Origin of the sequence: Paenibacillus xerothermodurans (genome assembly GCF_002220865.2) — a bacterium.
Lineage (GTDB): Bacteria > Bacillota > Bacilli > Paenibacillales > NBRC-103111 > Paenibacillus_S > Paenibacillus_S xerothermodurans.
Window position 1 is genome coordinate 97,233 of record NZ_NHRJ02000006.1, and the last position, 19,066, is coordinate 116,298.

The 19,066-nt window shown below is 53.3% G+C and carries 8 protein-coding genes; 2 read left to right on the forward strand and 6 right to left on the reverse strand.

The features are described from left to right. Positions 1-39 precede the first annotated feature (39 nt). The 4 genes from CBW46_RS12410 to CBW46_RS12430 all read right to left on the reverse strand — a co-directional run bounded on the left by CBW46_RS12410 (position 40) and on the right by CBW46_RS12430 (position 14,160). Positions 40-10,893: a non-ribosomal peptide synthetase gene (locus tag CBW46_RS12410; protein ID WP_089200320.1), complete on the reverse strand. Its 10,854-nt coding sequence runs from the start codon at positions 10,891-10,893 to the stop codon at positions 40-42. 670 nt (positions 10,894-11,563) lie between these two features. Then, positions 11,564-12,571 carry a hydroxyacid dehydrogenase gene (locus CBW46_RS12420; RefSeq protein ID WP_089200322.1) on the reverse strand — a complete coding sequence of 336 codons (1,008 nt, stop codon included), beginning with the start codon at positions 12,569-12,571 and terminating at the stop codon, positions 11,564-11,566. 168 nt (positions 12,572-12,739) lie between these two features. Then, entirely contained in the window at positions 12,740-13,132 is a 393-nt protein-coding gene (locus CBW46_RS12425; protein ID WP_089200323.1) for an acyl-CoA thioesterase, read from the reverse strand. 230 nt (positions 13,133-13,362) lie between these two features. After that, the gene (locus CBW46_RS12430; protein WP_089200324.1) at positions 13,363-14,160 is read right to left on the reverse strand and encodes a SagB/ThcOx family dehydrogenase; all 798 of its coding nucleotides are present in this window, start codon (positions 14,158-14,160) and stop codon (positions 13,363-13,365) included. Between the two features lie 305 nt (positions 14,161-14,465). Here CBW46_RS12430 and CBW46_RS12435 point away from each other — a divergent pair, with 305 nt between their 5' ends. Together CBW46_RS12435 and CBW46_RS12440 are read left to right on the forward strand one after the other, a co-directional pair. After that, complete coding sequence (locus CBW46_RS12435) at positions 14,466-15,485, forward strand: zinc-dependent alcohol dehydrogenase (RefSeq protein ID WP_243633287.1); 1,020 nt, start codon at positions 14,466-14,468, stop codon at positions 15,483-15,485. Between the two features lie 204 nt (positions 15,486-15,689). Then, positions 15,690-16,601, forward strand: a complete 912-nt coding sequence (locus tag CBW46_RS12440) for a DNA-3-methyladenine glycosylase family protein (protein WP_424446379.1) — start codon at positions 15,690-15,692, stop codon at positions 16,599-16,601. Positions 16,602-17,355: 754 nt separating this feature from the next. Here CBW46_RS12440 and CBW46_RS12445 read toward each other — a convergent pair. Both CBW46_RS12445 and CBW46_RS12450 read right to left on the reverse strand, forming a co-directional pair. Next, complete coding sequence (locus CBW46_RS12445; RefSeq protein WP_089200327.1) at positions 17,356-17,997, reverse strand: cell wall hydrolase; 642 nt, start codon at positions 17,995-17,997, stop codon at positions 17,356-17,358. 80 nt (positions 17,998-18,077) lie between these two features. Next, positions 18,078-19,016, reverse strand: a complete 939-nt coding sequence (locus CBW46_RS12450) for a hypothetical protein (RefSeq protein WP_089200328.1) — start codon at positions 19,014-19,016, stop codon at positions 18,078-18,080. Between the last annotated feature and the right edge of the window lie 50 nt (positions 19,017-19,066).

Sequence of the window (19,066 nt, forward strand, 5' to 3'; positions counted from 1 at the left end):
CATAAACGGCTCCTAAGAAATGCACGTGGATTAGGCGACTCAAATAATTTCCAGCAGTTTGTCAAGTTCCTCCAGTGTCAGATCGTCGTCTCCAAGATCGCTTGGCGTGAGCTCGGCGCCGTCCTGGCTTAAGCAGTGCTCGATCAGGCGTTGTAGTTGCATTTTGAAGTTTTCGCTCAACTGCCTCATGGTATGTTCCGCGTATTCGTGCTCATCGTAGGAGATGCTCATGCTGAGTGCGCCCGCTTCGATCACCCCGACAACGTCCAATGCATGCATTTTTTCCGTGGAAGGGCTGAGCGAGTTCCCGATGGGCAGATGCGACCGCTTGAACAGATCCATTCCTGCGCCGTTATCGTATTCCCCTAGGTAGTTGAAGCTGATCTCAGGCACCACCTGAAACGAGAGACCCGCCCGGTTCGCTTCAGCCGTCAAATAGCGCAAAATACCGAAGCCAATCCCTTTGTTGGGAATGTGGCGCAAGTCCTCTTTCACCCGCTTGATCTGATAAGACGCATCATCGGCGTATCGCATATCCAGCACGACTGGATACTGTGTCGTGAACCAGCCCACTGTACGGGAGACGTTGATGTCCTCCATAATCTCCTCGCGACCATGTCCTTCGAGATTAACGAGCAGCTGTTCAAACCCCGTCCATTCATGCACGGCAAGGCCGAGCGCGGTCAGCAGTATATCGTTCATCTCGGTGCGATATGCAGCGTGAGCGCGGGTTGTCAGCAGCTCCGTTTCTCCAGGCGTGAGGGTAAACCCAACCGTACGTGCATGCCGCATCCGCCTCTCATCTACCACAGCGTCCTTAGGGAGCGAGCGACCACCCAATTGTTCCAACCTGCTCCAATAGCTGACTTCCTGCAAAAGCGAGTATGAGTTGGCATATTGCTGCAGCCGTGTCGCCCACTCCATGTATGAATGGGTTTTAGCAGGAAGCACGATGGCTTGCCCTTGCTCGGCTTGCACATATCCGGTCACCAAATCCTCCATTAAAATGCGCCATGACACCCCGTCCACAACCAAATGATGGATGGCGATAAGCAGATGATCTCCCCGCTGGGTGTGGAAAATCGCGGTTTTAACTAACGGGCCGCAGACTAAATCGATCCCGGACTGTATGCGTTCCGCCTCGAGCAGAACAGCCTGTTCGAGTTGTTCCTCCGGCTCGTCCAACCGGATGACCTCCACTGGCGCCAGCATATCTGCAGGTGCGTGATTAAATTGTGAAACATGCCCGTCTGCTGTCCATTCAAAGCTCATACGGAGAGCATCGTGGTGCTCAATGATCTTATTGAGCGCCCGTTCTGCGAGGTCGGGCTGCAGCCCCTTAGGTGCGAACAGCATGACAGCCTGATTCCAATGGTGGATATCCGTGAAACGGCGCTCGAAAAACCATTTTTGGATCGGAGTCAGGGCCACTTCCCCAATTACAGGTGTCTGTGCCGCCTGTGCACCCTTGGTCGATTGCAAATACACACTTACCTGCCCGATGGTCGGATTTTGGAACAAGTCTTTCATGTCCAGCTTCCATCCCTGCTTGTTCAGGCGGGCGGCCATTTGGATGGCTTTGATCGAATCGCCGCCCAACGAGAAGAAATTGTCTGTGATGCCGACCCGCTGCACGCCGAGCACATCCTGCCACACCTCGCAAAGAATTCGCTCGCCCTCGTTTCTTGGAGCTGCGTACTCTTCACCGCTTGTGTCAGCCCCCTGTTCGGGCAGAGCTTTACGGTCCACTTTTCCATTGGCCGTAAGCGGCATTCTGTCCACTTGTACAAAATACGAAGGGAGCATGTATGCCGGCAGCGTCTGCGACAAAGCGGTACGCAGTTCTTGTGCCGACAGTTCCCGCTCAGCTGCCACATAAGCGCAAAGATAGTTCGCGCCTGCGGCATCCTGCCTTACGACAACCACTGCGTCCTCAACATCGTCGATAAGCATCAGCTGTGCCTCGATTTCCCCGAGCTCTATCCGGAATCCCCGAACTTTGACCTGTTGATCGATCCGGCCCATAAATTCAATCGAACCGTTCGGCAGCCAGCGTGCCAAATCACCTGTCCGGTACATTGTTTTCCCTGGCGCAAACGGGTCGGCGACAAACTTCTCAAGGGTCAAATCCGGACGGTTTGAGTATCCGCGCGCCACCCCATCTCCACCCACACACAGCTCTCCAGGCACCCCAATGGGCTGAGGCTGATTGTAAGCATTCACGATGTATGCCGTTGAATTGCCGATGGGCCGCCCGATCGGAATATGCTCTGCATAGTCCTCGTCAATCCTGAAGCACGTGGAAAACGTGGTGTTCTCCGTCGGGCCGTACCCGTTCCACAGGGTAAGCCCCGGGCATGCATGCCGAACCTGGTTAACATAGCGTGGCGTTAAAGCGTCGCCTCCGATGATCAGATCGCGCATATATGCGAACATTGCAGCGTTCTCCTGCGCCAGCTGATTGAACAAAGGAGAAGTCAGCCACATCGTAGTAATCTGATGTTGCGCCAAAAACTGCGCGAAGCCATGTGCGTCCAACAACGTGGATTTCGGCACCGGGTACAGCGTGCCCCCATTCAGCAGGGCGCCGAACATCTCAAATGTGCTTGCGTCAAAGCTGATCGAACCAGTCTGCGCCATCCGGCAGTCGTCGTCTAGTGGAATATAACCGGCATTTTTCACCAACCGCACCACATTGCGATGTTCGACCATCACGCCTTTCGGCTGACCGGTAGAACCGGATGTGTAGATGACATAGGCCAAATTTCGTGCTAGCCCGACATGCGGCGTCGTCATAGATTGTTCCGCTGCGCCGCGCTTGTTCAAGGCTTCGGCGAGATTGTCGTCGTCGATGCAAAGCACATCTATTCCCTGCAAACGACCGGCCATTCGACCTGTGGTCAACACCAGCGCCGCTCTGCTGTCCGCAATCAGATACCGCAGCCGTTCGTCCGGATAGTCCGGATCGATCGGCATATAAGCGCAGCCCGCTTTAAGAATCGCGATGATGGCAACCACAACATCTACCGACGGTTCCAGCATCATTCCGATGATGCTCTCCGGCTGCACGCCCTTGGCCCTTAGCAAGCCCGCTAGACGGTTCGCCCGCTCGTTCAGCTCACGGTAAGTGAGCTCATCTGCGCCTAACACCACCGCGACTTTATCCGGAACTCGCTCAGCCTGTTCTTCGAACAGTGCATGGATCGTTTGATCCCGAGGGTATGCCCTCTTCGTGTCGTTGAAGCCGGCCACCACCTGGACTATGTCGGCTTCCGTCATCATGTTGACGTGAGCCAGCGTCACGTCCGGCTGGGCTGTGACATTACGCAGTAGCTCCACGAGATGCCCGATCCACCGCTCAATCGTCTCACGTTTAAACAAAGCCGTGCTGTATTCCATGCTGCATGCTAATCGCTCATCTTGCTCCACAACCGACAGTGACAGGTCGAATTTGGCTATGTCGAAGTCGAAATTATATGGCTCCAAACGAGCGTCGGACATCTGCAGCGTGGCCATGTCCATATTTTGAAGAGCAAGCAGTGCGTCAAAAACCGGATTACGGCTCATGTCCCGCTCAGTTTGAATTTTCCCCACCAGCTCTTCGAACGGATAGTTCTGGTGCTCGTACGCACCCAGCGCCAACTGCTTCACCTCACGCAAATATTCGGTGAAAGGCTGGTCCAACCTCGGGCGAGTACGCATGGCCAGCGTGTTCACGAACATGCCGACGATGCCATCCAAGCTGGTGTGCGGTCTGCCCGCCACAGGGGAGCCCACAACGATATCTTCCTGTCCGCTCAGCTTGGCCAGCAGCGTACTATAGGCGGCGAGCAGCACCATATACAAGGTGGTGTCTGTGTCTCGTGCCAGCTTATACAACCCCTGGGAGAGCTCCGAGTCCAACTCGAAATCAACCCGGCCTCCCGCGAACTGCTGTACGGCAGGACGCGCATGATCCGTGGGCAGGCTGAGCACAGGCGGCTCGTCGGCGAATTGCGCAAGCCAGTAATCCTCCTGTTCACGGTACGAATCTGTGTCTGCCCAGGATTGCTGCCACGCCGCATAGTCTTTGTATTGAATTCGCAGTGGCTGCAGCGTTTCGCCTGCATACAGCTGCGTTATTTCTTTTATGAGCACGCTGACGGACATGCCATCCGAGATGATATGATGCATATCGAACAGGAGCAGGTGCTGCTGTTCGGCAGTCCCGACGACCTCAACCCGTAAAAGCGGTGCTTGTTTCAAGTCAAATGGCCGGATGAACTGTTTAATCAAGCGTTCCGCTTGGTCTTCTCCAGCTTCGCGGTACGCCACTGTAAAATCAACTTGCTGATGAATCCGCTGAACGGGTTCCCCCACAACCTCGTCGAATGACGTGCGCAGAGCTTCATGACGTTCGATCAGCTGCGTCATCACCGCTTCAAACCGCTCCCGATCAAGGGGGCCCTCGATGCGCAGCACCGACGGCATATTGTAGCTCTGCTGTGCCCCCTGCAGCTGGTGCAGTATATACAACCGTTTTTGCGCCGAGGAGAGCGGGTACGTTTCCTGTGGTGCGGCCAGTGGTATGGCAGCATACGCGTTTGTCTCCGCGGAGGCGATGACCTCGGCGAGTGCGGCCACCGTGGGTGCTTCGAACAGCGTACGGAGCGGTACTTCCGCCTGCATTGTCTGGCGAATGCGGGCCAGCATAGACATGGCCTTCAGTGAGTGACCACCCAGCTCGAAGAAATTGTCATGCACTCCGATCCGCTTAATGCCGAGCACTTCCGCCCAAATTGCGGTCAGTTGTGTTTCCGCTGGACTGCGTGGAGCTGTGTAATCTGCGCCCGCGTGGTCACTCATCACCGGCTGCGGCAGCGCCCGCCGGTCAACTTTGCCGTTACCGGTGAGCGGCAGCTCCTCCATCTGCACGAATGTGGTTGGGATCATATAAACCGGCAATTCCTTCGCCGCATGCTCTCTCAGTTCACTGTGCGAGAGCGGCGCGTCCGCTACGACATAAGCGCAAAGCATCTTGTCGCCGGCTGCACCCGACGGTGCGTCGACAGCCAGAACGACGGCTTCACGGATCGATGTATGCCTCAGTAGTTGATGCTCTATCTCGCCCAGCTCAATGCGCTGACCGCGAATTTTGACCTGATGATCGATGCGGCCGATAAACTCAATACTGCCGTCCGGCAGCCAGCGTGCCAGATCGCCCGTCCGGTACAGCCGGCTTGTTCCGTCGAACGGATGGGTGACGAACTTCTCCGCGGTCAGCTCGGGGCGGTTCGCATAGCCCAGTACTAGCCCATCACCGCCGACACATAATTCACCCGGCACCCCAATCGGCTGGGGCTGACGGAATGCATCGAGAATTAACACCGTAGTATTGCTGACAGGCTTTCCGATCGGAATCGCAGTCGCGTCATCCGGTATCTCATCGACGGCATGGTACGTAGCGAACACCGTGCTCTCCGATGGTCCGTACATGTGCAGCAGTGTTCCCGGTCCAGCCGCCTGCAGTGCTTTACGCACGTGCTCGACCGACGCCCGCTCCCCGCCGAACAGTACCTTCCGGATACCGGTCAGGCAGCCCGGACTTACGTCGACAAGCAGATTGAACAGGGCCGTCGTTATCATCATGATAGTGATGCCTTCCCGTTCGATCACCTTCGGCAGGAGCGCGATATCCAAGACGGTGTCTTTGGCAGCGAGCACAAGCTTCGCACCGTTCAACAGTGAGCCGAATACATCGAACATGAATGCGTCGAATACGTAATTAGACAGGGAAATAAACACATCTTGGTTGCTTACTTCGAGATAATTCGTATTTTTCATTGTCCGGATGATGTTCGCATGTGTGACCATGTTGCCCTTGGGATTGCCGGAAGTACCGGAAGTGTAGGTGAAATTGGCAAGATCCCCCGGTTGAATCGCGACACCAAGGTTGGCTCCGGACGATGTGTAATGTTCCGCATCATCGGCATATAGGCACATTCCGGAAAAAGCCAGCTCAGACGCCTTAGATTCATGTGCACGCTGGGTCAGCAGCACAGCAGCTCCGCTGTCCGACAGAAAATATTCCATCCGTTGGACAGGATGCTCCGGATCCACGGGCACGTAGGCTGCCCCCGCCTTCAGGATCGCAAGCACACCGACAATCATCTCCACTGAGCGGTTCATCAGCATCGCGACGACATCTCCCGGCCGAATACTTGCAGCACATAGACTGCGTGCAAGCCGATTCGCCCGCTCGTTTAATTGCTTATAACTGAGCTTATGGCCTTCGAAAGACAACGCCTCTGCATCTGGAGCCGTCTGCGCCTGTTCTTCGAGCAATTCCACGATGGTCCGATGTTTGGGATACTGGGTCGCCGGCGGATTGAAGTCCTGCAAAAGCGGCCGCTCCTCTTCCGGCGTAAGCATTCTGTGTTGTCCCAGCGGAGCAGTGGAGTCTTGGGCGACAGCCTCAAGCAGATTGACATAGTGCCCCAACATCCGCTGAACCGTGCCTCTGGTGAACAACGCCGTGCTATAATCCATCTCCAATGTGATACCATCCGGCTCTTCTTTTGCCTGCAAAGTGAGATCGAACTTCGCCACATGGAAATTCGTCTCATACACCGATAACTGGATTTCACCGATGTCCGGCATGCCGTCCATCGCGTTCTGCAAGCTAAACACCGCATCAAACAGCGGATTCCGGCTCAAGTCCCTCGGTAGTGCGAGCTTTTCCACCAGCTGTTCCAGCGGGTAGCTTTGATGCTCGAAAGCCTCCAGCGCCGTGCGGCGCAGATCGTCGAGCAGATCGACAAAGCTGTGCTGCCGGTTGATCCTCATCCGCAGCGGCAGCGTGTTGACGAACATCCCGACGATACCGCCGAGGTCACCGTGATTCCTGCCCGCCGCAGGCGTACCAACCACAATGTCGTCCTGGCCCGTATATCTGGCGAGCAGAGCATAATAGGTAGCCAGCAGAACCATGAACAAAGTGGCGCCGTTGGCGTCGGCCAGGATGTGCAATTTGTCTTTTAAGCCTGCGCTCACAGACATCGACACCCGGTCTCCGTGGAAGCTTTGCACCGCAGGTCTCGGTGAGTCAGTCAACAGCTGCAGCACAGGCAGTTCCCCGCTGAACGCCGTCAGCCAATACGGCTCATCCCGATCGTTCTCAGCCTCCTGCCTTCTGGCCTGCCACACAGCATAATCTTTGTACTGCAGCCGGAGCTCCGGCAGCTGCTCCCCGGAATACGCACGGGCCAAATCACTGAGTATAATGCCAATGGACACCCCATCCGACACCAGATGGTGCATATCGACCAGCATGATATGGTGTTCATCTGCTAGTCGGACCAGCGCTACCCTTAGTAAGGGCGCTTGGCTTAAGTCAAACGGCCGAACGAAAGACGTCATTGTGGCCTCCAGCTGTCCCCAATCCGACTGATCCGCCGTGGTGATCCTAAACGGAACATGGTCATGCACCCGTTGTGCAGGTGTCCCGTCAACGCTTATGAAAGACGTTCGGAGCGACTCATGCCGTTGAATAAGCTGGTAAAACGCCTGCTCCAGACGGACGGTGTCAACAGGGCCGTCCAGCCTGACCGCCGCCGGCATGTTGTAGCCGATCCCGGCCTCTTCTAACTGACTCACAACGTATACCCGTTTCTGGGCGAACGATAGAGGATACTTTTCACTTATTTGCGCGGGCTCGATGGCCACGAACGCCTTACGCTCCGCACCCGCTACGTACTCCGCCAAGGTGCGAACCGTGGGAAATTGGAAGATTACCTGCAGCGGCACCTCAACGCCGCACTCTTTGTGCACGCGGGATAGCACGGCCATCGCCTTGAGCGAATGTCCGCCGAGCTCAAAGAAGTGATCATGCAAGCCAACTCGCTCCACGCCAAGCACATCCTGCCAAATCCCGGCGATCCGAGCCTCCACTTCGTTCGTCGGCGCAGCATACTCCCGCCCCCCGGATATAACGATGTCTTGTGAAAGCAGCGCCCTGCGGTCCACTTTCCCGCTGGATGTCAGCGGAATCTGCTCCACAGACACAAAGTAAGACGGAATCATATATGGGGGCAGCTCTCGGCCTAAATGGTTCCTCAATTCCGTTATTGAAAACATGTGATCCGTATTGCGGAACACCAAAAATGCGCAAAGATCCGCGCCCGTACGTCCATCGCGTCCATCAGGACGGGCGATAACTACCGCTTTCTCCACGTCCGGGTGCTTGCCCAGAACCGCTTCAATCTCACCGAGCTCGATTCTGTAACCGCGTATCTTAACCTGATCGTCCATCCGACCCAAGAACTGCACAGTGCCGTCCGGCCGCCAGCAGGCCAAATCGCCCGTGCGGTACATGGTGTGCCCAGGGACGAATGGATCAGCCACAAATTTCTCCGCAGTCAATGCCGGCAGGTTCAGGTATCCGCGCCCTACTCCCTCGCCGGCAATGCATAATTCACCTGTTAATCCTACCGGCTGCATACGTCCGTATGGATCAAGGATGTACAGCCGATTACCTCCCAACGGCTTACCGATGGGCAGATACGCCGCCCCGTGGTCCGCATCATCCTGCTCCGGCAGGATGTCGAACGCAGAGGCATCCACGCAGCATTCCGTCGGTCCGTAGACGTTCGTTATCACAGGCACCCGGCCGCTTTGCTTAAACAGTTGTTGCAGCTGCCGCACGGCCTCCCGAGGCAGAGCTTCGCCGCCGATCAGCAAGTGCCGCAGACTAACTCCTCTAAGGTCGCCCGCAGTGAGCAGCATTTGCACATGAGCCGGCGTGCCGTCCGTCACGTCAATGCAGTTGGCCCGGTAAAAATCCGCCAGCGAGCCGCCATCGGCCAGCGCCAACTTAGGGGAGACACACAACGTGTGGCCCAGCAGCAGTGCTGCGAAAATCTGCTGAACGGACGCATCAAAGTGAAAGGACGCGATCAGCCCTACACGCATGGCGGTGTCGTATGCTCTGTACACTTGACGCTCCAACGCTGCGACGAGATGCAGCACTTGGCGATGCTCGATCATCACGCCCTTCGGCTTACCCGTCGTTCCCGACGTGTAGATGATGTAGGCCAAATTGCCCGGACCGGCGACTTCCGTTAAATTGCTGCCGTCACCTTCAAGCAGCAGTTTTTCCTCCAACAGCACGGTTTCCACTAATGGCACTTCGCCTCGCTGCAGCAGCTCCTCGTCAGCAACTACCAGTTTCGCGCCGGCATCCTCAATAATGAAACGAACCCGTTCTCGCGGAGCCTCGGGATCAATCGGCACGTATGCCCCGCCTGCTTTCATTATTGCCAGCATCACCATAGGCACCCGGCCAGAGCGCGCCATCAAAATCGCTACCGGCGTGTCCGGGCCGACTCCCTTTGACCGTAAAACGCGGGCCAACCGGTTTGACTGTTCGTTGAGCTCCTGATAGCTCAATTGCATTTCTGGGCCCTGCTCTATTGCCGTTTGGGACGCAATGGCAGCCGCACGCTCTTCGAACACACCATGCACCGTCATGTCTTTCCGGTAAGACATCACGGTGTCACCAGACATCTGCAACAGTTGTTGTTGCTCCTCCGGTGTGCACATTTCCAGCTCATGCAGTTTTTTGTGAGGGTGTGCCAGCGCGTCTGAGAGCAGGTTCATCATGCGTTGAAACAAATCTTCGATTTCATCCTTCGTGAACAGGTCGGTGCGATAATCAATATCCATCGCCAAACGTCCCGTATCCCAGCGTTCTTTTACGTGTATAGAGATATCATTGATCTCATGCCCGCTAAAGAAGGGTTCGGTCAGATAAGAAATATCTTCCTTCTCACGCCACTGCATAACCTGATACTCCAGAGACACCCCGAACAGCCTCTCAACACTGCCGTGCTTTTCCCGCAGCTCGTTCACCAGCACATCATACGGATACTTCTGGTGGCGGATGATCGTGATTTGATCTTTCATCTTTTGGTTGACGAAGGCTGCGACATGCTCGTTGGCATCTACATGGGTGTGGACAGGCACGGTAGACACGAACATACCAAGCATCTGCTTCTCTTTCGCATTGGTCCGATTGGCCATGAACGTTCCAACGACCACATCGGCTTGTCCGGTAGCACGCCACATGTAAATATCCAGTATCGATAAAAACAAGGAAAGCGGACTAACATTGTATGCTTTGCAAAATAGCTCAACACCGGTTTGCAGCGTATCGGGAATGACTTTGGATAAACGTCCGGCTTCGGTGCGTATCCCGTATGAATCGCTGCGCTTTAACCATGCGAATTCCGGCAAGGCCGCGAATTTATTGTGCCAATACTGCTTGTCTTTGCGGTAACGCTCAGACTGTTCATAATTCACCTCACTTTGTATATGTTCCAGATAGGAAGGCGGGTTGATTTGAGATGCTTCAGCTCCTTTCGTAAGCTCTAAATAGAGATCGATGATTTGATTCACCAGCATCACCATAGAGATTCCGTCGGCTATGATATGGTGAACTTTCACGAACAACCAGCATTCGTCACCATTAATCTTAAACAGGGTAAATTGGAATAAGTGAGAGTCATAGAGAACCATTGGCTTTCGTAACTCAGCCTCGCCCCATTCGAGAATCGAACCGGCATCGCCTCCGGTATCGCCGTAATCCAACCAGGCAATGTCAAAATCTTGATCATCCGATACATACTGCTTGACCTCTCCGCCGTCCTGTGCAGACACCAGTCTCAATCTTAGTGAGTCGTTCAAACTTACCAACCGCCTGATCGCCTGGATCAAGAGAACGCTGTTAAACCCTCCTTCCGCTCTCAGTTTTGCAAAACCGCCCAGATTCGCAATGCTTGTCCCTGGGTAAAATTTCTCCGTATACCAAATTCGCTGCTGCGCGTGGGTTAGCGGATAATAAACGACGCTGTGCATGCACTTCTCCTCCTCAGTAGCTGGTCGATTTGAAATAAAAAATCCATCCGAACAACAAAGATGCACTCCCCTAGACACTCGGCTGCTGTCGACCATGGCGTCCCCGACGCTTTCAGGCCATGGCTTTGCGTTCCTACACTTCTATAGGTTGCCCTTAACAAGTCGCGTGTTTTTAGTTGTCGAATAACTGCGGTAAAATCGTCCAATCATCACCATTATGCCAGTCTCGGCCTGTCAATGGCGTTTTTTATTTGTAAATTTTTGATATAGGGCCTAAAAAATGGATGAGCATTGGTTTCACCACCCGGGTCGTTAGTAGCAGCGCATGACACTGGTAAAATAATGTAAATAATTGTTCCTCTTTTGATAATATATTCCATTTTAACCTATTAATTTTAAAAAAGATATACTTTTTCATGAATAGATTGTCGTACCAATTTCCTATACCGCGAATTTTCGCACCACCGTGCTGCGCTATGAGCAAAAAGACCTACTAGTACTTTTACAGCTGGAAACGTCTCCTAAAAAATTCATGTATCAACACAGGTGGAACCGCACCTTGCATGTGCCGTACAACACAAAAAAAAACACCGTCTGACAATATCTGTAGACGGTGATTGTTCGGTGATCTATATTACGTGTCCTGCCCACGTTCGCAGTACTGCCGACTTCACGCCATGGTTGCCAGCATGTCTTCAGTGACCTGATACCGTAAGGGTTGTCCGCGGGTGAAGCACTCAAATTCCTCTGCCGCCACCACTCCCATGCGGGCGACTTCCAGGCCCAAGCTCCCTGCGATATGGGGCGTAAGTATCACATTATCCAGCCTAAGCAGCTCACTGTCGTCCTGCACAGGTTCCGGATGCGTGACATCCAACACCGCGGTCCGCGTCGGCACCTCACGCAGTGCTCGGATCAAATCCGCCTCCACCACCTGGGCGCCCCTGCCGGTATTAATGAACGTGGCATGAGGCAGCATTTTGTCGAAGTGCTCGCTGCGCAGGATGCCGACCGTTTCCGGAAGATTTGCCAGGTGATTGGAAATTGTGTCACACCGGCGGAATAAATCGACCAAATCCGTTTTTCGGACGCCTAATTCTGCCGCTGCCGCGTCAGGCAGGAACGGATCAAACACGTCGATCTCCAAATCGGAGGCGCGCAGCAGACCGATGACCTTGCGGCCGATCATGCCCGCTCCGATGATACCAACTCTCGCTCCATAGTTTCCTGGATACAGGTTCATCAATCGTCTGGCTTCTGCATAACCGAGTTTGTACTGCCTGGACGTTAAAAAGTAACCTTTGTTGGCGAGCACGATCTGCGCTGCGGTATATTCCGCCACCGGCACGGCGTTCGCCGCCCAACTGCTTACCAGAATGACGCCACAGGACAAGAATTGCCTGGCGAAACGCTGCACCGAGCCGGCCGCGTAGAACAACGCTTTTAAATTGGGGAACCAGGTCCGGATCTCAGCTGCGGTGAAATGGGGGATGCCCCAGGTGGAAAAAGCGACTTCCACATCCTTGAGCGCCTCGGCATGGTGGCGTGCGTTATGCCTGTGGATGTACTCCGAATACAGATTCACTGTCTTTTTCAAGCGACGCATGGTACTCTCATCGAACACGCGCGTAATATACTTGTTGTCCGGTTCAGCCAGAAACACCGCTTTTATGCCCATTGGATGGGTCCTCCTTCAGTGAATGTTTTAGTAAGCGCTTTCCATTACGGAAAGGGGCTTTTTTGCCATAATACCTTACCTGTCATGATAATATGCCGGAAAGGGGCAGGACCATGCGAAGTTATTTGATTCAGGCAGTTCTGCGGCCGCGGCTGAGCGCGCACGGAATCAGACGAACTTGCTGCGCAATTCGGCCGGCAGTTCACGGCTTTTCCGCGTCTCCGAGTCCATCGTCACACAAGTCACCATCGCGTCAGCGCACAGTTCACCCCGTTGGTTAAAGATCATTTGCTCCAGCACATAGCTGCTCCGCCCCATCCTACTGGGCCGCGTGTAGATGGACAGCTTGTCTCCCTGCCGGCACTCCTTGCGGTAATTGATGTTGACATTGACAGTCACGGTTTGAATGCCCATTTGCAGGAACACATCATACGGCAGCCCGGCGCGCTCGTACCATTCCTCCCGGCCCCACTCCAGGTACTCCAAATACTTCGCGTTGTTCACATGCCCGTTCATATCAATTTCCGTCGAGCGGACTATGATGTCCAGTGCGACCTCCATCGTTCCATCCCCCTCGCCTTATAGCTTAGTTCGCCCCCGCGAGGGAGCTTTCTTCGCCTCAATAAACACAGGTGCTCTACCCGTATGGTATACTGTTTCGCTCACATCACTTTTACCATGTTTCCATGCGCATCGCAATATGAGTTTGATATATTTTCGGCGAAAAGGATTATTGGAATGATGGCTTAGGTACTTTCACTGTGACAGCTATTGTGCGATATTTATGAAAATTATTTGCCCCTTGCTCGCGGTCTTCTGTCTTCCAGCCAATCCTCGCCTTCCACCTGGCCCACTGCGGCCATGAGAACGGAAAGATGGTCTCTGCCATCGAGTTCTAAATATTTGTTTACCTCGCTGTCATACCAAGCCCCAATCGTACAAACACCTAACTGTAATGCATTGCCTAAGATATGCAGCTGTTGGGCAATGTGTCCGACATCCCACCAAATATACCGGTATGCCCTCTCGTAGTATTTCGTTTTTGTGCGTGGAATCATAGCTGTCCATACAAAATTGACCGCAGATATCTTCGTCATTTCTTGGCCGAGTGTGAATTCATAAGATAGTTCGGACACGTCCTCCAGCTTCAATCCTTCCAATGTCCACTCTTTTACATTGAGATGGTAAAGCCCCTTTTGCAATCCCTCCACGTTGTTGACCAACAGATAAGTTTCAATCGGGTACAGCGCGCCTGCAGACGGCGTCGTTCTAAGCTGGTAGTCCCCCATATCCGCGGTGATCCCTTGTGTGCCCCACAACAATTGGTTCAGCACGTTGAGAGAAATAGGCTTGTCTAAAAAATTTCTCCGTGAACGGCGATCTGCTATCACTTCCCACAAGTCTGGTGTGGCCGTAAGATGCGGTTCCCCTAAATCCACGCGCACTCTGGCGCGGGGGTAGCCCAGGTAAGTCGGGGGACGCTGCCCTTGCTCATATCGCCTGCCGCGCGTCATTGTCTCCAACTCACGCGGTGAATAAGACGTCGCTTGTATAAACTGTTCACAGATTTGCTCCCAGTCCTTGTGCATGGCTACCATTCCTTTTAGAGACTTTTGACTTCAACCTGGTCGACAATATATCTATATTTACCTCTTTAACATATTTTCACCAATCTACAGCGTAGTCTATGCAACAATTATCTCAGCTCAGGCCGACAGCCGGAGGAACTCACCCTTGAACTAAAACTTTTTATTATATATGATTGTGTAAGTTATCTGTCAGTCATTATTTCATCTGCATCGCTGACCGTTCTTCATGCGTTTTTGTATACGCATACAATTCCCTGTTGGACAGTCGAACTGTGCTCAGGTCACCACTACATAGCTTGGAGGGCATGAAAATTATGAAGGCTGGGCTGTATATCTCGAGTAAAAATGTAGCCGTGGATCAACTGGATAAGCCCATGCTGCAGCCAGGGGAGGCGCTGGTTAAAGTCGCCTATGCCGGAATCTGCGGCACAGATATGATGATTTACGGGGGCAAGCACCCTAGAGCGCAAGCTCCTTTGGCGATGGGGCACGAATTCAGCGGCGTGATAGAGGAGATCAGCGGCCAATCCGATTTCTCGATAGGAGATCGAGTCGTGGTCGAGCCGACGTTGAGCTGCGGCGCATGTGAAGCCTGCAGCGCAGGTGAGTATCACGTCTGTAAGACGCTCAGGCTCATCGGCATTGATAAACACGGCGGATTCGCGGAATATGTCGCGGTGCCCGTGCATCGGCTGCATCGTATTCCTGCCGGGCTGTCGGACACTCATGCGGCGCTCGCAGAGCCGCTGGCGGTAGCCGTTCACACTGTGCGGCGCTCGAGCCTTAAAGTAGGCGACACCGCTGTGATCCTGGGCAGCGGTCCGATAGGTTTGCTGATAGGGCTCGTGGCGCAGCAGGCCGGAGCGAGCGAAATTATTATTTCCGACATCAGCACCTACCGTTTGGCAAAAGCACGCCAGCTTGGATTCACCGCATTGAACGCAAAGAGCGTCAACGTCACCCAGCAGGTGGCCGAGCTGACGGCCGGCGCAGGAGCGGATGTAGTGTTCGAGGCAGCGGGCAATCAGATCACAGCCAAGCAAATGATCGAAACCGTCAGAATCCAGGGGCAGATTGTTGTCGTGAGCGTATACAAACAGCCCCCGACGGTTGATTTGGCCGCGATGCATTTTAGAGAGCTCTCCCTGACAACGACAAGGTGTTATAGCCGAGGAGACTTTGAAAAGGCGCTTCGGCTTATGCAGAGCGGGATGATTGACGTGTCCCCCATGATTTCGCATGAGCTGCCGCTGGAATGGATTGCCGAAGGGTTCGAATTGATGGAAAATCCGGATGTCTCCCTCAAAATCTTGTTCAAACCATGACATAGTAACTACATATGTGACGCCTCCATCCTAATTTATTTGGACGGAGGCGTTTCTCTGTTCCCGCCAAGAAAAGCATGAAGTGAAGCTTCTCGGCCGGGCAGTAAAAGAACCCGAGTGTGAAAGTACGGACCGTCCGTGCTATGATATACTGGTCGTATTGCTAACATGATAGACTGAGGAGGGATAAACATGGCAGAATTAATCACTGGACATGAAGCGATAAAGGTCGAGATCAGCGTGCCAAAAGAATTCAATTTCGCCCAAAACTGGGGTTATTTGGCCCGGTGGGCTAACGAATGTATGTTGCACGTAGCCGATACTAAAATTTATAAGCTGATGCCATACAAAGAAGGCCCACTGTTATTGGAAGTGAGCGAAGGGTGCAACGGAGCTATCGCGGTTGTTGCGAGAGGGCAGGCCTCTCCTGCTGACTTAGATGCCGAGGCAGCCGTTATCCGCTATGTGCGAGAATGGTTTGACCTGGACACCGATTTGGCCCCATTCTACGCATTGGCGCAAAACGACGCCTTGCTTCGGCGGGTTGTCGACCAATACCACGGTCTGCGAAATATGGGTATCCCCGACTTGTTTGAGGCTCTATGTTGGGCGGTGCTTGGCCAGCAAATTAATCTGACCTTCGCCTACACGTTGAAGAGACGTTTTGTGGAGTCCTTTGGCGAGCATACTGAGTGGAACGGCCGCACACATTGGCTCTTCCCAACGCCAGAACGCATCGCCGCCTTGGAAGTCGACGATCTCACCGCGCTGCAAATTTCAAAAAGAAGAGCGGAGTATCTCATTGGTATCGCCAAGGCGATGGCCGCCGGAACACTGAGCAAAGAACTGCTGCTCGAGACAGGCAATTGCTCGGACGCGGAAAAAGTATTGACACAAATCCGCGGCATCGGTCCTTGGACGGCCAATTACGCGCTGATGCATTGTCTAAGGTTCCCGTCTGCTTTTCCTATCGCTGATGTGGGCTTGCACAATGCGATCAAGCATCTTATGGGCATGGAGAATAAACCAACGATTGAAGTTATCCGTGAGCTCTCGTCGGGATGGACGAACTGGGAAGCCTACGCTACATTTTACCTATGGAGAGCACTGTATTAAGCCGTTCCTCGCCACGATCACTCCGGCGGATGGCATAGCATGACTGTTAGGGGTTGAACGCCTGTGTTTTCCCAGAAAACCTGGCCCACCGCAGCCGGAACAAAAATTTCGTCGGCTTGCGCCACATCCTGCTCGTGTGTGCCGCAAATTAGCCCGTCCCGAGCCCGAGATCACGATCGCTATTGTGAATCCCCCCGCTCCATCCGCCGCCAAGCCACCAGTGACTTCCAACAGACATTTCGGAACCGGTCGGTCTGTGTGCTGTCGATCAAGCTATACTCTTTGCGGCTTGGCGCCCAACATCGGTGCGGGATTCCGTCGACTACGAGGGAATTTATGAAGAATAGAATTATTTTATTTTTTATTAATATGCTCTTTTCTTATGATTTTTTCAGGATGTATCTCAAAAGAATCCTCTCAAGATAAGTTTGTAGTTTGGGGAAAAAGCACGGATAACGAAGAAGTGACGAACTCACTAATAAAATGCTTAAAAGACTCAAATGTTGAATATTAACGACAGCCACTTTTTCGTAAATAAATAGGTGTCGAGTATGGGATGATATTGGGGGATGTGGGTAACGTAGAGATAAACGGCCAAGCAAGGAAATCATCACCCGCCTGGCCGTTTGCAGCATTTTGTTGGTAGCTGAGCTGATACCCGGCAGCCCGCTTAAAATCAGAGGAGAGCCGTGTATTCAGCCACCATATTCGATATGCGCGCTATCCCGGCATGCGTGCATAGCGGAACATATATCTAATCCGTGAAGATGTGGCTGCCGATTGTTTTAATTTGCGGGCGTGCCATGCTCCATAGTGCGGTAGCTATTTTCGGGTTGTAATAATATAGCGCTCCATTGGTAGGATCCGAGCCATTCAATGCTGCCCGGGCCGCACGATACGCGGTGCTGTTGGGTTGAAGCGAATATTGTCCGTCATCGACCGCCGTAAATTGCCCGGACTGAAAGATCACCTCAGTGATCGAGTCGGGAAACTTGGAGGACTGCACCCGGTTTAACACTACGGCACCGACAGCTACCTGACCCTCAAAGGACTCGCCTCGGGCTTCCGAATGAATGATGCGGGCCAATTGGTCCAGACTGCTTTGTTTTGGTTTCGCTTTTTGTTTCAGCTTTGCCACCGTGGCGTCATCGGCCACCCCGGTCACGGGCAGCTTATTAGCTGTTTGAAAAGCTTTAACTGCTTTCGCAGTGAGGGAACCGTAATACCCGGTTACCCCCTCTTTAAAATAGCCAAGTGAGCTCAGACGTTCCTGGATATCAAGCACATGCTCGCTTTGAGTACCTGATTTAATCGGAGCGGCGGACACTGCAGAAGCTGCTACGGTCATCCCTATCGCGCACGCGCATAAGGATAAGAGTATCTTAGATGTTTTCAATTTCCGTTTCCTCCTCTTCTTTTGTGCACCTCGCGTATGTACGTGAAATTCCATTTTCGTTCATGTAGCGGTATTGTGGTCTAATCCCGTAACTGAATCCACGCGTGAAAATCATGGATGGCGTGGCCGTGGAACGGCAGACGGTGCTTCAGCTTCTCATTCACCACGCTGAGCTCCTGCTTCATATAATTTTTTCCTTTAGGGTGAAATGTGATCGGGCCTTCGTCGGTTTTCACAGTTTCCACAGCAACGATAACCGACTTGCCGTTGCGCTCCGCTTCGGCGAGCTCATGCTGAACACTGCCCAGGATCGCCGCGGCATTGTCCCGGTAAGCCATCAGTGTGGTTTGATCCAACATACGGATCATCCAATTGGATAAGCTGGTCCGGCCGCCATGCCCGTCCGGCACGTCAATCGCTTCAAGCCATACCGGCATGTCCGCTCCGGCTACCAACCCCGGTGTTTCTATCCGCATTTCTTCTACAAACCCGCTAATGGTGTCCTTCCATAATCCTATCATCGTATCCGTATCCTTGAACCACTCCTTGGTCACATACGGTTCGACATCCAGATGAATTCCGGTAAAGCGGGCATCCTGAGGCGCGCTGTTGTTGTAGAGTTTGACCCAATGAATTAATTCGTAAAGTTTGACCTGCTTATGACGCAGCGTCCAATCGGGTGCTCCTCCTAGAGCATGAACTTCGATTCCACGTGCTCCAGCCTGCTGAATAAAGCTTATGTATTCCGACTGCGGGACGTCAGGATCGATCTGTAAAAACGCAAGATTGATGGAATTTTCTTGAAGAAACTGAAAAGTACTCTCTCTATTCTTCAACAACTCATCCGTTTTCCACAGGTAAGTGGACTGATATAACGCACGGTCCGGTGTCGCTGCATAAGCGCGTTGTCCGGTGCCGTCAGTCATGGTCAGCAGGAACGGGGCCTGCAGCAGGGCGAGGCAGAGAATCGTTACTTTTGCTAGAATGTGTGGGCGAAATGATTTCTTTTTTCTTTTCACAGGCATGCTCCTTCCATTGGCTTTTACATCGGCTTCCAGCCGCGGTAACA